This is a genomic window from Bacteroides finegoldii DSM 17565 (assembly GCF_000156195.1).
Lineage (GTDB): Bacteria > Bacteroidota > Bacteroidia > Bacteroidales > Bacteroidaceae > Bacteroides > Bacteroides finegoldii.
In genome coordinates, this window is the sequence record NZ_GG688320.1 from 272,025 (window position 1) to 286,767 (window position 14,743).

11 protein-coding genes are annotated in these 14,743 nt (G+C 45.3%); 6 read left to right on the forward strand and 5 right to left on the reverse strand.

Translation table 11 applies throughout. The features are described 5' to 3' along the window. Positions 1–219: 219 nt before the first annotated feature. The 5 genes from BACFIN_RS13390 to BACFIN_RS13370 all read right to left on the reverse strand — a co-directional run bounded on the left by BACFIN_RS13390 (position 220) and on the right by BACFIN_RS13370 (position 8,376). Positions 220–3,627 carry an AAA domain-containing protein gene (locus tag BACFIN_RS13390; protein ID WP_007751158.1) on the reverse strand — a complete coding sequence of 1,136 codons (3,408 nt, stop codon included), beginning with the start codon at positions 3,625–3,627 and terminating at the stop codon, positions 220–222. Next, complete coding sequence (gene tatC, locus BACFIN_RS13385) at positions 3,602–4,426, reverse strand: twin-arginine translocase subunit TatC (protein WP_007751161.1); 825 nt, start codon at positions 4,424–4,426, stop codon at positions 3,602–3,604. The genes BACFIN_RS13390 and tatC overlap by 26 nt, the downstream gene beginning before the upstream one ends. Positions 4,427–4,437: 11 nt before the next feature. Further along, positions 4,438–4,656 carry a Sec-independent protein translocase subunit TatA/TatB gene (locus BACFIN_RS13380; protein ID WP_007751163.1) on the reverse strand — a complete coding sequence of 73 codons (219 nt, stop codon included), beginning with the start codon at positions 4,654–4,656 and terminating at the stop codon, positions 4,438–4,440. Between the two features lie 196 nt (positions 4,657–4,852). Next, the gene (locus tag BACFIN_RS13375) at positions 4,853–7,411 is read right to left on the reverse strand and encodes a bifunctional UDP-N-acetylmuramoyl-tripeptide:D-alanyl-D-alanine ligase/alanine racemase (RefSeq protein ID WP_007751166.1); all 2,559 of its coding nucleotides are present in this window, start codon (positions 7,409–7,411) and stop codon (positions 4,853–4,855) included. Then, complete coding sequence (locus BACFIN_RS13370) at positions 7,387–8,376, reverse strand: GSCFA domain-containing protein (protein WP_032839441.1); 990 nt, start codon at positions 8,374–8,376, stop codon at positions 7,387–7,389. Before BACFIN_RS13370 ends, BACFIN_RS13375 begins: the two co-directional genes overlap by 25 nt. A gap of 82 nt (positions 8,377–8,458) precedes the next feature. On the opposite strand from BACFIN_RS13370, the gene dxs reads away from it, so the two are divergent. From dxs to BACFIN_RS13340, 6 genes are all read left to right on the forward strand, one after another. Then, the gene (dxs, locus tag BACFIN_RS13365; RefSeq protein ID WP_007751173.1) at positions 8,459–10,363 is read left to right on the forward strand and encodes a 1-deoxy-D-xylulose-5-phosphate synthase; all 1,905 of its coding nucleotides are present in this window, start codon (positions 8,459–8,461) and stop codon (positions 10,361–10,363) included. A gap of 1 nt (position 10,364) precedes the next feature. Further along, the gene (trkA, locus tag BACFIN_RS13360; protein WP_007751180.1) at positions 10,365–11,705 is read left to right on the forward strand and encodes a Trk system potassium transporter TrkA; all 1,341 of its coding nucleotides are present in this window, start codon (positions 10,365–10,367) and stop codon (positions 11,703–11,705) included. Between the two features lie 36 nt (positions 11,706–11,741). Further along, positions 11,742–13,193, forward strand: a complete 1,452-nt coding sequence (locus BACFIN_RS13355) for a TrkH family potassium uptake protein (RefSeq protein WP_007751181.1) — start codon at positions 11,742–11,744, stop codon at positions 13,191–13,193. A gap of 110 nt (positions 13,194–13,303) precedes the next feature. After that, on the forward strand, positions 13,304–13,681 hold the full coding sequence (locus BACFIN_RS13350; RefSeq protein WP_032839406.1) for a hypothetical protein: 378 nt from the start codon (positions 13,304–13,306) through the stop codon (positions 13,679–13,681). A gap of 118 nt (positions 13,682–13,799) precedes the next feature. Then, positions 13,800–14,150, forward strand: coding sequence for an NADH-quinone oxidoreductase subunit A (locus tag BACFIN_RS13345; protein ID WP_007751185.1), 351 nt, complete (start codon positions 13,800–13,802; stop codon positions 14,148–14,150). Beyond that, entirely contained in the window at positions 14,141–14,743 is a 603-nt protein-coding gene (locus tag BACFIN_RS13340) for an NADH-quinone oxidoreductase subunit B (RefSeq protein WP_007751187.1), read from the forward strand. Before BACFIN_RS13345 ends, BACFIN_RS13340 begins: the two co-directional genes overlap by 10 nt.

The following is a 14,743-nucleotide window of genomic DNA, read 5'->3' on the forward strand; positions in this document are numbered from 1 at the left end:
CAACACTTGAGATGAAGTGTCATTGCATTCTCATAATGAAGAATAGTAAACGTTAAGATGAAAAAAAGGGAAGTCTCACGACTTCCACAATTCTTCTAACCTTAAATCTAAATCTCTATGAAAAAAACGTGTTGCAAATATAGGCGTTTGTTCAACATAGAGGTGTTAATGAATCGCATAAAGAGAGAATAAAAACTAACATCTGCAAAAATTAGCAAATCACTCTTTATACTCCATTAAATTTAATAAACTTTCGTAGAGTGGATTGGACTTCAGATACTTAGGGACTCCTGTCACAAACATCTGTTTTCGCGCACGGGTAAGAGCTACATTCAGTTTACGATCAATCAGCGTACCGTCTTCTTCTGTTAAATTCGATACAAACTTTAATTGAAAATAACTGTTGATGCAACAGGAATAGATGATTACATCCCGTTCGCTCCCTTGAAAACGCTCGACAGTATCAACCATAATCCGATTCAGAGCCGGAATGCCCAATGCGGCTATTTCTTTTTTAATCAGTGCTATCTGACTTCTGTAAGGGGTAATGATTCCCAACGTACGCGCCTCATCGAAATCTATCCGGCAATCCTCATAGATACGGGCAACCAAATCCGCTACAATACGGGCTTCCGAATGGTTTATTTTCGTAGATGTTCCTGTCTTCTCCGGTATGGAAGGATAAAAAGCCAGACGACAAACAGTATCGGAGTCTTCCAGTTGGTGAGGCAAACCGACGGGAATCAGACGCCCTCCATAAAAAGCACGGTTGGCAAACAGAGCCACTTCGGGATGCATACGACCTTGACGGCAAAGCATATCGTAGGAAGGATGAGAGGTCAGGGGTGACTGACGAGCGGTGCAGTTGCGGTAGAGACGTTCGAACAGGGAATCTTTCAAGTTGGTCAGTCCGATAGACATCAAGGACTCCTCGTAGATAGCGGACTGTTCAGAACTTTGCAGCACAACGGCAGGAAGTTGCTTATGGTCGCCAATCAGGATAAATTTATCAATGGCATTCCCACCCTCTTCGCCACGTGCACAAAGAATGCCTAATAGCTGAGGTTCCAATATCTGTGTAGCTTCATCTATAATGGCAACATTAAAATGTTTCAGACGGAACAATTCCGGTTTGCCGGAAATGGCCGCTACGGTTCCTACAATGATGCGGCAACTCCGAATACGCTCGTAAACTTCCGAACGGCGGTTGCAGGAGGCTAATTCGTTTTCTATCAGATGAGTGCGGTAAGTCTCGTCGCACGACAATTCACTTCCCACACGGATAAAATCAACGGCAGGACGAATGGAAGCAAGCGATTTGCATATCTCGTCGACAGCCCGGTTTGTATACGAAAGCAGAAGGATTTGAACGCCTTTATCCGCATGGAATGTTTCAACCATCTTCTTTAAGGCACAAGAGGTCTTTCCGGTTCCCGGAGGACCGATAAGAAGAAAATAATCTTGTGCGGCTTGCGCTTTCAATGCGACACGGGTGAAGTCGTCTTTCGCCTGTGAAACAAGAGAATCCAATGATTCGTCGAACTTCGGCGGACGCTGGGCCAGCAATAAGTCGCGACGTTCCTGTGTTGCAGAGAGATAAGCGTACAATCCTTGATACATGGAGCGGAATGTCGTATCCATCGTGTCATGTTCTATCGCATAAAGGCTATCGGCAGGGAGCACCGAAGGATTCTGCTGTGTAGCCCGAAGGCGAATACTTATTTCATGATCGGTCAGATGTTCGATATTGCCCTTGAATACCATTTTATTGGTTACATTATCCGTCCCGCAGTTTCGTTCATAGAGGATAATGGCATCACCTTGACGGAAATTAGGAAGTACGTTTTGTATATCATTGTCCGCTACTGTCTCCGGCAGTTCCTTTTCTTCGAAATCGGAACGTACCAATAATAAATAAGCTTTATGCTCGTCGGCGGCATGATTTTCACGAATCCGCAAATTATAGATAATCTCACCGGCTTCGCATTTCTCGGCCAATGTGGAAAGCCACAAGGAAGCCGCACCCGTACGCCCTTCATAATCCACATCACCGGACTTAGAAGTATAAAGTTCTTTCGTCAGAAAATTATAGACCGCATAAAAATAGCTCTTTTCTATGGCGGAAAGCCTCTGCAACTTCTCCTGAAAGCGATCAATGGGCGGCCGCAAATAGGTTTCCCAGAAACGTCCTCGCAAGCCACGTTCATTCAATGTGGAAGCATTGATCTCCTCTAACTTCCGTGCAGTATATTCCGGATTGTTATGCAACTGGATACCATATTCATCGGCTACGATCCGGTTGCGCAAATCAATCACACGGCGCACCATTGCCCAAGAAGGCCGTGAAGGGTAAAGAAGCGGATAACGGGTATAAAGCAAATAGGCTTTTACTTTCCGGTGATCCATCCCCATAGAGTATTGCAATACTGCCTGATAAAGCAACATCTGCACCTTGTTGTTCTCTTTCGGTTCCACCTTACCACGGATAGCGTACTCGTCAGCTTTACCCGATTTCATTTCGATGAAGGAGGACATATCCCGTTGCATATAATCAAGGCGACCTTGCAGTCCGAGCGCTTCGCAGATATAAGAAGGTTCAAGCACCGCATCCGTCTTGTCCAATTCGTATCCGGCAGTATGAAAAGTATCATTCACCGTTTCGCGGATATGCTCGAAATGCAATTTGCAATCATCAAAGAATTGACGTTCCTTCTCTCTGTCCCGCAAATCGGGGCAAGCCGCCAATTCGATGGGATAGCGGCGGAAAGCCTTTTGCATACAAGTCCGATAATCAATATCCTCGTTCGGCGCATGAATCCATTCATCCAGAAAAAGATTGGCAATATTTCCCAGTAACAGGGGACGGGCATTCTCAATCGGTTGCATTCGGGAAAGGAAGTAGTTTCCCGGATGGTGTCCGTAATCGCGGAAACACTCTGCAAGCGAACTGATATCAATCAGATAATCCGGTTCGAGAACGATAAAAGAAGGGGTAAGGATTCCCGCCTCATCTATCGCAACGTCAAGCAGATTCATCTGGGCATGTTGCCAAAGCAGCTTACAGGTTTCTGCAAACTCTTCGTTTATTTGAGGTATATTATAGCGGACAAGATAGGGTCTCTCCGAGACTTCGTCCAAAGGAGTCACATACAGATATTGTTCGTCCGCATATTGAAAACAGACACGCATTCGCCGAACTCGTTCACAGGCAGGAGGGGCAACCAGATAGGTAGCGTCCGCACGGGGAAGCAAACGGTATAACTCATCCGGAATATTCTCTCCCGAAAGTTTGCGGACCAGAAAGGCCAGTGTTTTAACATCCCGCAAGAGTTTTTCCCTGTTCGGTTCGAGACAGCGGTTCAGGATTTGATTGGAAGTCAGGCGGAAAGTATGAAGCCGGTTCTGCTCTCCTACCGAAAGTCCGGTCTTGGCAGCAATAAAACTGATTCGCGCCGAGAGGTCGGTCATTTGCAAACTGCTGCTCTGCATTTGCGCCCGGCAAATACGTTCGAGCAAGTCGCGCATCTGCTTGTAACCAACGGTCAGTTCATCCTCTCCCGCCTTGCAGACTGCTAGAAGTAATTCATAAGATTCTATCGCTTCACTCTTCTGACAGGGCAATTTCATCTTCTATTTCCTCTTCGGTTTTCTTCTTATCCTTTATCATCAGGATACTCATTTCGTATAGCAGATAAAGCGGAATAGCGACAACACTCAATGTAAACGGATCGCCTGTCGGAGTAATAATGGCAGCAGCTATCACAATGATGACAATCGCATGGCGACGGTACTTCCGCAAGAAAGACTTATTGACTATTCCCAGCAGGGATAGCAGCCAGGTCACTAACGGCAATTCAAAAGCTAGCCCCATACAGAGTACCAACATCATAAAATTGTCGATATAGGAATTGAGCGACAGAATGTTCTCCACTTCCGCACTCAACTGATAGGTGGAAAGAAAACGGAGCGTCAACGGATAAACCATAAAGTAACCCAGCAAAACACCAACAAAGAACATCACCGTTCCAACTGTCAGAGCTTTACGCACTCCTTTCTTTTCATTGGGATAAAGGGCAGGACCGATAAAGCGCCATACTTCAAAGAAAAGATAAGGCATGGCAGTGACTACCGACATCCAAAAGGCTGTCGACATATGTATAAAGAAAGGAGCCGCCAAGTTGATATTGACCAGCTTCACTTGAAATTCTTGTGTGAAGAAATCATCGGTCAAATCAAGCGCCTGACCGATATGCCGTAATAAATCGTAGAATATGAAATCATTGTGGCAAGGCGCCAATATCACATGATCAAAAAGGTAAGGCATAGCAATAAAATAACCTATTGCCAATACAAACCAAACTCCGATCACCCGGAAAAGTACCTTGCGCAGTTCATCCAAATGATCCCAAAAGGTCATTTCTGCCATCCGTACTTGCTTTACTTACTTGAGTCCGCCGGTTTGTCCAGGTCTTCTTTTGCCTTATTTATTTCCTCTTTCGCATCATTCACTCCGTCTTTGAAGCTCTTCACTCCTTTTCCCAAGCCACGCATCAATTCAGGAATTTTCTTTCCGCCAAAAAGAAGAAGGATAACCAAAGCGATAATAATCCATTCGGACCCACTAGGCAAAAAGCCTAACAATAATAAGTTTGTCATAAGTTTATTTGATAAAGAGGTTTTTATTAGTCGGTACAAAGATAATTATTTTCATCACAGATCACACGGATTAACACAGATTTTTATTCACCACAGAGGACACAGAGGGCACAGAGTCCTTTTTTCATAATACGCTGTCAGTATCCTCAGTATCTGATTTGTATCTTTGAAAAAACTCCGTGTCCTCTGTGGTGAACTAATCCTGATAATATATCCGTTTCACCCGCGTCGATATGCTAGTCAGCACTTCGTACGGAATCGTATCCAGCTTGTCGGACAATACTGTGATCGGCAGGTCGTCACCGAAGATTATAGCTTGGTCACCTTCACGGCAGTCGATGTCCGTAACGTCTATCATACAGACATCCATGCAGATATTGCCCACATAAGGGGCTTTCTTGCCGTTCACCAGACAGTAAGCATTTCCACGCCCCAAGTGTCGGTTCAGGCCATCGGCATAACCGATAGGGATAGCGGCTATACGGGACGGACGTATCAAGTGTCCCATCCGGCTATATCCCACCGTATCTTCTTCGGGGACATCCCGAATCTGAAGTATGGTTGTCTTGAGCGTGCTGACATTATGTATAATCGAGTTGTCTATCGGACTCACTCCGTAAAGTCCGATACCTAGCCGTACCATGTCAAACTGTGCTCCGGGAAAACGCTCGATTCCTGCCGTATTGCAGATATGGCGTAAAATTTTATGCGAGAAAGCCGCCTGCAATTCTTGCGAGCCTTTTTCAAACAATTCGATTTGCTGCCGGGTGAAAGCGTCAAATTGAGGAGAATCACTGCCTACGAAATGAGAGAATACCGAACGGGGAATTACCGCATTCTGATTCTTCAAGCGACGGATAAGCAAGGGAATATCTTCCGCTTCAAAACCCAGCCGATGCATTCCCGTATCCAGTTTCACATGAATAGGGAAATTGGTGATCCCTTCCTTTTCTGCGGCTTTAATCAGCGCATCAAGCAAATGGAAATTATAAACTTCCGGCTCCAGTTTATAGTCAAACATCGTTTTGAACGCTGTAAGCTCCGGATCCATGATGATGATAGAGGACGTGATACCCGCTTTGCGCAGTTCGGAACCTTCATCGGCTACCGCCACAGCCAAGTAGTCAACATGATGTTCCTGCAAAGTCTTGGCTATCTCGTATGAACCGGCTCCGTATGCCGACGCCTTCACCATGCAGATCATTTTCGTCTCAGGATGGCGCAACATGGAGCGGTAATGATTCAAGTTCTCCACCATCGCGCCTAGATTTACTTCCAGTATCGTTTCATGCACTTTCAGTTCGAGCGCTTCGGACACCAGATCAAAGTTGAACACACGAGAACCCTTTATCAGAATCACTTCCGAATGAAGGGATTTGAGCAGTTCCGATTTAAGAAGCGCTTCGGTATTAGGGAAGAAATAACGTTCTATCCCGTCGTCAAAACGAGCGGCACACGAAGAGATTTCCGGCCCTACTCCTATCAATTTATCAATACCCCGACTCTGCACCAGTTGGGCTACACGCCGATAAAGCGTGGCAGTACTCTGTCCTGTTTCCAGAATATCCGACAGAATCAGCGTACGTTTCAGTCCTTTCTTTTCAGAACGGCGTACCAGGAAGTCAAGAGCTATATCCAGAGAGGCCAGATCCGAATTATAGCTATCATTAATCAATAGGCAGTTATTCTTTCCCTCTTTCACTTCAAGGCGCATGGCAATCGGTTCGAGGCGTGCCATGCGTTCCGTTATCTGATCGGCGGGAGTCATCAAGTAAAGGCAGGCAGCCAAGCAGTTTAGTACGTTTTCGATGGAGGCGTCGTCGATGAAAGGAATACAGAAAGTGTTATCCATATTCAGATAACGGTAAGCAATAACGGTATGGTCTTCTTTCTTTGTCACACAGCTGATGTACAAGGGACGTTCAATATCCGTACGACTCCAGGCAATCTCACGTGCAGTCAGCATTGATTTCGCCACACAATTGCTAATCAGCTCATTATCACCATCATAAATCACGACATCACAATCTTTGAAAAGGGTTAGCTTTTCCATGCACTTCTCCTGCAATGAAAAAAAGTTCTCTTGATGAGCACCACCGATATTCGTCAGAATACCGATAGAAGGCTTTATCATCCGTTTCAATGCCCCCATTTCCCCCATCTCAGAAATACCCGCCTCGAAAATTCCCAATTCTGCTTCTTCGGAAAGTTGCCACACAGACAATGGAACACCAATCTGCGAATTATAACTACGCGGAGAACGGACGATACAACGGTCCGGACTCAGCAATTGGTGCAACCACTCTTTCACAATGGTTTTTCCATTGCTTCCGGTGATACCGATTACAGGAATATTAAACCTCTCCCGATGTACCTCAGCCAGTTTCTGCAATGCTTTCAGAGGGTTGGGAACGATGAGGAAATTGAGAGTTGAGGGGAAATTGAGAGTTGAGAGTTGAGAATTGAGAATTGGCTGCGCATCATCATCCTGCATAGCACTCTCAATTCTCAACTCTCCATTCTCAACTTGTTTAAACTCTTCCTCGGAGATCACAAAGTTTCGGACACCCCGGTCGTACAGTTCGGGGATGTAGCGGACTCCACTATTGCGTTTGGTGGTTAATGCAAAGAAAAGGGTTTCTTCCGGAAAACTCAGGGAACGGCTATCTGTTAAGAGCCAATCGATAGTCACTTCATATTCACCCACACGGCGGGCGCCGATACTTTGGGCTATGGATTCAATCGCGTATGACATAGTTCTGTTTCTTTTTGAAAATCTAAGTACGGGTATTTTCTGATAAGTCGTTCTATTTTTAACACTATTTGTCCTAAAAAGCGTTGATACGCTTCGGACCCGGGATGAAAGGGCTTGTGCGCCAAGTCCCGGCGGATGTCTTCTACTTCGCGGATAACCTGCTTTGTTTCAGCGGAAAAGAAGGTTTCGGAAAAGCGTTCCCAAAGGTAATGGACTGCCAACGGAGACGGATGCAACATATCATCCGCATAGAAGCGATAATCGCGTAATTCATCCAATACGATTTCATAAGAGGGGAAGTAGAAAACTTGTTCCGGGAACGATTGCTGCAACCGGTCGACGGCCAGCAACAAAGTCGATTTACTCAATTGGTTGGCGTGCATTCCATCCCGGATATGACGGATGGGACTGACTGTAAACAAGAATTTCAAGGTTGCATTGCAAGCAGCCATATCGGTAATCAATGAAGTGTATTCATCTACTATTTCATCCACAGACAAAAGTCGGCGATTAAAATCATTCTCCGGTAATTTGTGACAATTGGAGGCTACCTTTCCTGTCTCTTTTGCTTCATAAACATAAGCCGTTCCGAAAGTCAACATCAGCCAATCAAGCTTCGGCACAGTCTGATGGGCTTGCAGCAAACGGGCATTGATATTCTGCAACGTAGCCTCTGGAGTAATAGCCGAAAAAGAGCCATGATGCATAGTACTATGCCACAGCCCTCTATAAGCAAACAAATCTTTCTCCGTATATTCTTTTTTTGTAATAATCTCTTTCAAAGCTGAGGATATGGACAAAGGATTATACAGAATTCCGAAAGGATTCAAATCCAGTTGAAACTTGGCCTCTGTCAAGAAAGTTCCCATATTCTCAGCAAAACAAGATCCCATCAAAAGAATAGGGGATATATGGCTGATAGGCGGTAGTCCGACCGGCAATCCCACAGATGTTTGAAAGTTCATCATGATTTTCCTACATTTTATTACGTTTCGTGGGCAAAAGTATACTTTCTTTTCGTATTTTTGCGCTAAATTTCCTCGAATCATGAAGAATGAACCGATATATAACTTGCTAAATGCTATTAATTACCCCGAAGACCTACGAAAACTAGACGTAGACCAACTGCCGGAAGTATGCGATGAACTAAGGCAAGACATTATTAAAGAGCTCTGCTGCAACCCGGGACATTTTGCTGCCAGTCTGGGGACGGTGGAATTGACTGTAGCCTTACACTATGTTTACAATACGCCATACGACCGTATTGTATGGGATGTGGGACATCAGGCGTACGGCCACAAAATTCTGACAGGGCGTCGCGAGGCTTTTTCCACGAACCGCAAATTTGGGGGAATCCGCCCTTTCCCGTCACCGGAAGAAAGTGAATATGATACTTTCACTTGCGGACATGCTTCCAATTCCATCTCTGCTGCTCTCGGCATGGCTGTAGCTGCTGCCCGGAAAGGAGAAATCCAACGTCATGTCGTAGCCATCATTGGCGATGGTTCGATGAGTGGCGGACTGGCTTTTGAAGGACTTAACAACGCATCCACTACGCCTAATAACCTGCTGATTATCCTGAATGACAACGATATGGCAATTGACCGTAGCGTGGGAGGAATGAAACAATATCTTTTCAATCTGACAACCTCCAACCGTTACAACCAATTGCGTTTCAAACTTTCACGGATGTTGTTCAAGCTCGGTATTCTGAATGAAGAACGCCGCAAAGCGCTGATACGTTTCGGCAATAGCTTGAAATCGATGGCTGCCCAACAACAGAATATTTTCGAAGGGATGAATATCCGTTACTTCGGTCCGATAGACGGGCACGACGTGAAGAACCTAGCCCGGGTGTTGCATGATATTAAAGATTTGCAAGGTCCCAAAATCCTTCATCTGCACACAATCAAAGGAAAAGGATTTGCACCGGCAGAAGAACACGCTACCGAATGGCATGCTCCGGGCAAGTTCGATCCTGTCACCGGCGAACGTTTCATAGCCAACACGGAGGGAATGCCTCCTCTCTTTCAGGAGGTATTCGGTCATACCCTAGTGGAGCTTGCAGAAGCTAATCCAAAGATTGTCGGTGTGACCCCCGCCATGCCCAGCGGTTGTTCGATGAATATTCTTATGGAGAAAATGCCCGAACGCGCGTTCGATGTCGGTATCGCTGAAGGACACGCCGTTACCTTCTCCGGAGGAATGGCTAAAGACGGGATGTTGCCATTCTGTAATATCTATTCCTCGTTTATGCAACGGGCGTATGATAATATGATCCACGATGTAGCCATACAAAATCTTTCCGTTATATTGTGTCTCGACCGTGCCGGACTTGTCGGCGAAGACGGTCCGACTCATCACGGAGCTTTCGATATGGCTTATTTGCGTCCGATACCCAACCTGACCATCTCCTCCCCAATGGATGAACATGAATTGCGCCGATTGATGTACACAGCACAACTGCCGGATAAAGGTCCGTTTGTGATCCGTTATCCGCGAGGACGCGGGGTAGTGGTTGACTGGAAATGTCCGTTGGAAGAAATCCCGGTAGGAAAAGGTAGGAAACTGAAAGATGGTGACAACCTTGCGGTTATAACAATCGGCCCGATAGGCAACACTGCCGCCCGTGCCATTTCCCGTGCTGAATCGGAACTGGGCAAGTCTATCGCTCATTACGACTTACGTTTCCTGAAGCCTTTGGATGAAAGGCTATTACATGAAATCGGACGGAAGCATCAACGTATCCTCACCATCGAGGACGGTATCATCAAAGGTGGTATGGGTAGTGCGATTCTTGAATTTATGGCCGACAATGAATATAAGCCGACCTTAAAACGTATCGGCATTCCTAATATATTTGTGGAACATGGTTCAGTTGCAGAGCTGTATCATTTATGCGGTATGGACGAAGAAGGTATTCTGACTAAAATAAAAGAATTTATCAACTGACATGAAGATCATTATTGCCGGTGCCGGAAACGTAGGCACCCATTTGGCCAAATTGTTATCGCGTGAAAAGCAAGATATTATCTTGATGGATGATGACGAAGAGAAGCTAAGCGCTCTCAGCTCTAACTTCGACTTGCTGACAGTTGCCGCCTCTCCTTCTTCCATTTCCGGACTAAAGGAGGTGGGTGTCAAAGAGGCCGATCTGTTTATCGCAGTCACTCCGGATGAGAGCCGCAATATGACTGCCTGTATGCTGGCTACCAACTTGGGAGCAAAGAAGACAGTAGCGCGTATCGACAACTACGAATATCTTCTGCCTAAAAACAAAGAGTTCTTCCAAAAACTGGGAGTAGATTCATTGATCTATCCGGAAATGTTGGCTGCTAAAGAGATTGTATCTTCCATGCGTATGAGCTGGGTACGTCAATGGTGGGAGTTTTGCGGAGGAGCACTCGTGCTGATCGGTACAAAGATGCGTAAGAAAGCGGAAATTCTAAATATTCCCCTACATCAGTTAGGCGGTCCCACCATTCCATATCACGTAGTAGCCATCAAACGTGGAACGGAAACCATTATCCCGCGCGGAGACGATGTAATCAAACTAAATGATATTGTTTACTTCACCACTACCCGCAAATATATTCCTTATATACGTAAGATAGCCGGGAAAGAGGATTATGCCGACGTGCGTAATGTAATGATTATGGGTGGAAGCCGCATCGCTGTCCGTACCGCCCAATATGTGCCGGACTATATGCAAGTGAAAATCGTCGATAATGATATCAATCGTTGCAACCGACTGACCGAATTATTGGATGACAAGACGATGATTATCAACGGGGACGGCCGTGACATGGATCTTCTTATTGAAGAAGGGCTGAAAAACACAGAAGCCTTCGTTGCCCTGACCGGGAATTCCGAAACCAACATCCTTGCCTGTCTCGCCGCCAAACGCATGGGAGTGGAAAAGACTGTTGCGGAGGTGGAGAATATCGACTATATCGGTATGGCGGAAAGTCTCGACATCGGCACGGTTATCAATAAAAAAATGATCGCCGCCAGCCACATCTACCAGATGATGCTGGATGCTGATGTGTCTAATGTAAAATGCCTGACATTCGCCAATGCGGATGTTGCAGAGTTTACCGTTCCCCCCGGAGCTAAGATAACCAAGCATTTGATCAAAGACTTAGGGCTTCCGAAAGGAACTACCATCGGAGGTATGATCCGTAATGGAGAGGGAATACTGGTAACCGGTGATACGTTGGTTCAACCGGGTGACCACGTAGTGGTGTTCTGCCTGAGTATGATGATTAAGAAAATTGAGAAGTTCTTTAATTAAATTCTTTAATTAGATAGTAAGTATCAGGTAATTGTTATGATTAACTCGAAGATGATATTCCGGATTCTAGGCTTTCTGCTTCTGATAGAAACAGCCATGTTACTATGCTGCGGAGGTGTCTCGCTCTTCTATGAAGAAGGGGATTTAAAAAGTTTCCTAATCTCATCAGCTCTTTCTGCCGGTATAGGCGTTGTATTGCTCGCCATCGGCAAAGGGGCGGAAAAATCACTCAACCGACGTGACGGATATGTCATTGTCAGTGTGGCGTGGGTTACATTTTCCCTTTTCGGGATGTTACCTTATTATATAGGAGGATATATTCCCAATGTCGCCGACGCATTCTTCGAGACAATGTCCGGATTCAGCAGTACCGGTGCCACTATCTTGAACAATATCGAATCAATGCCTCACGGAATCCTATTCTGGCGTGCAATGACGCAATGGATAGGTGGTTTGGGAATTGTATTCTTCACCATTGCCGTTCTACCGATTTTCGGTGTGGGAGGTATCCAGGTATTTGCAGCGGAAGCCAGCGGACCAACGCATGACAAAGTGCATCCCCGTATTGGTGTCACCGCCAAATGGATATGGGGAATCTATGCCGGAATGACGGGAACTCTGATTATATTACTGACAGTGGGAGGCATGAGCATATTTGACAGTGTATGTCATGCTTTCACAACAACCAGTACAGGTGGCTTTTCCACCAAACAGGCCAGTATCGAGTATTACCATTCGCCTTATATAGATTATGTAATCTCTATTTTCATGTTCCTTTCAGGTATCAACTTTACGTTGCTACTGCTCATGTTCAATGGTAAAATAAAGAAGTTCATCCATGATGCGGAACTGAAATTCTATTTCCTATGCGTATCTTTCTTCACCATATTCATTGCAGTCTGGCTCTATCAGACTTCTCCGATGAGCGTGGAAGAAGCATTCCGCAAATCCCTCTTCCAAGTTATTTCACTACAGACTTCGACAGGATTCGCCACAGCCGACTATATGCTCTGGCCTTCTATTCTTTGGGGGTGTCTCCTTATCGTAATGATCATCGGAGCCTGCGCAGGCAGTACAACCGGAGGTATCAAATGTATCCGCATGGTGATCCTCTTCAAGGTAGTAAAAAATGAATTCAAACATATCCTGCATCCCAATGCCGTACTTCCGGTACGGGTGAACAAACAGGTTATCTCCCCTTCCATCCAATCTACAGTATTGGCTTTCACCTTTTTGTACGCGGTAATTTCTATCATCAGCATACTTATCATGATGGGGCTGGGAGTCGGTTTTCTGGAATCAATCGGAACGGTTATCTCAAGTATGGGTAATATGGGACCGGGACTCGGTACATGCGGCCCGGCCTTCTCATGGAGTGAATTGCCTGATGCCGCCAAATGGCTGCTTTCTTTTTTAATGCTGTTGGGGCGTCTGGAATTATTTACGGTATTATTGCTTTTCACTTCCGACTTTTGGAAGAAGAACTAAACAAAGATTGATATAAATCAACCGGAGTGCTAAAAAAACCTTTTTTGCCACCCCGACTTTGCAAAAAGTATAAATATTAGTTCTATATTTGCAGCCATTAAAAGAGAAAGATGAAACAAAGCTTAAAATTCGGACTACTTTTGGTACTGGCTTTGCTCATTCATTGCGCTACAGACGGGGCAATGGAAAACAATAGCAAAGCTTCCTCCCCGACTTATCGGCAGGAGAAGTGCTATGTGTCTCAGGACCGTCCGGTACATAATGCTTTGGAACGCCTTTACCATCTTTATTCCACCCAATCCTGCGATATGAATCATACGGACGTCGCACATGTTCCGGCAGATAAAAGTATACTGTTACTGATCACTTACTTTTGCGAACATTATAAATTCCAAAGTCCGCCTCCCTCATCTTCGCTTCACTCTTCCGAATATTTCTACGATCCTATCTCCTATTATATATATGGGTTAAGAAAGATTGTGGTTTAGCCGACGGTACAGTCGACACTTTCATTCGTCATCTCTTACAGTTGGTTTTATCCCCCAGAGGGTGGACAAACTAATTGTTTATTTCTATATAATATTCAATCTAAACAGCTATTGAATTATGAATTTTACATTTTTAGTTGTTGTTTTACTGACAGCGCTTGCTTTTGTCGGTGTGGTGATAGCTCTTTCACGCGCTATCTCTCCCCGTTCGTACAACGCACAAAAATTCGAGGCTTACGAATGTGGTATCCCGACACGTGGTAAATCATGGATGCAGTTCCGTGTGGGCTATTACCTGTTTGCCATCCTGTTCCTGATGTTCGACGTTGAAACAGCTTTTCTGTTTCCATGGGCAGTGGTCATGCAAGATTTAGGCCCGCAGGGACTTGTTAGTATTCTCTTCTTCTTTATTATCTTAGTTCTGGGCCTTGCGTATGCCTGGAGGAAAGGAGCTTTGGAATGGAAATAACCAAAAAGCCCAAAATAAAATCAATTCCTTATGAGGAGTTCATTGACAATGAATCATTGGAAAAGTTGGTCAAAGAGCTCAATGCCGGAGGGGCAAACATCGCTCTCGGAGTTCTTGACGACTTCATCAACTGGGGACGCAGCAATTCACTGTGGCCGCTTACTTTTGCAACCAGTTGTTGCGGTATCGAATTTATGGCACTTGGTGCCGCCCGTTATGATATGGCCCGCTTCGGGTTTGAAGTAGCCCGTGCCAGTCCGCGTCAGGCTGATATGATTATGGTATGTGGAACAATCACTAATAAGATGGCTCCGGTATTGAAACGACTGTACGATCAAATGCCCGATCCGAAGTATGTAATTGCTGTAGGCGGATGTGCTGTTAGCGGAGGTCCTTTCAAGAAATCCTATCATGTGGTGAATGGAGTAGACAAGATTCTCCCGGTCGATGTATACATTCCCGGATGCCCGCCACGTCCCGAAGCTTTCTATTATGGCATGATGCAATTGCAACGCAAAGTGAAAATAGAACGATTCTTTGGTGGAGTGAACAGAAAAGAGAAGAAGCCGGACTATTTAAATAATGAAGAATAA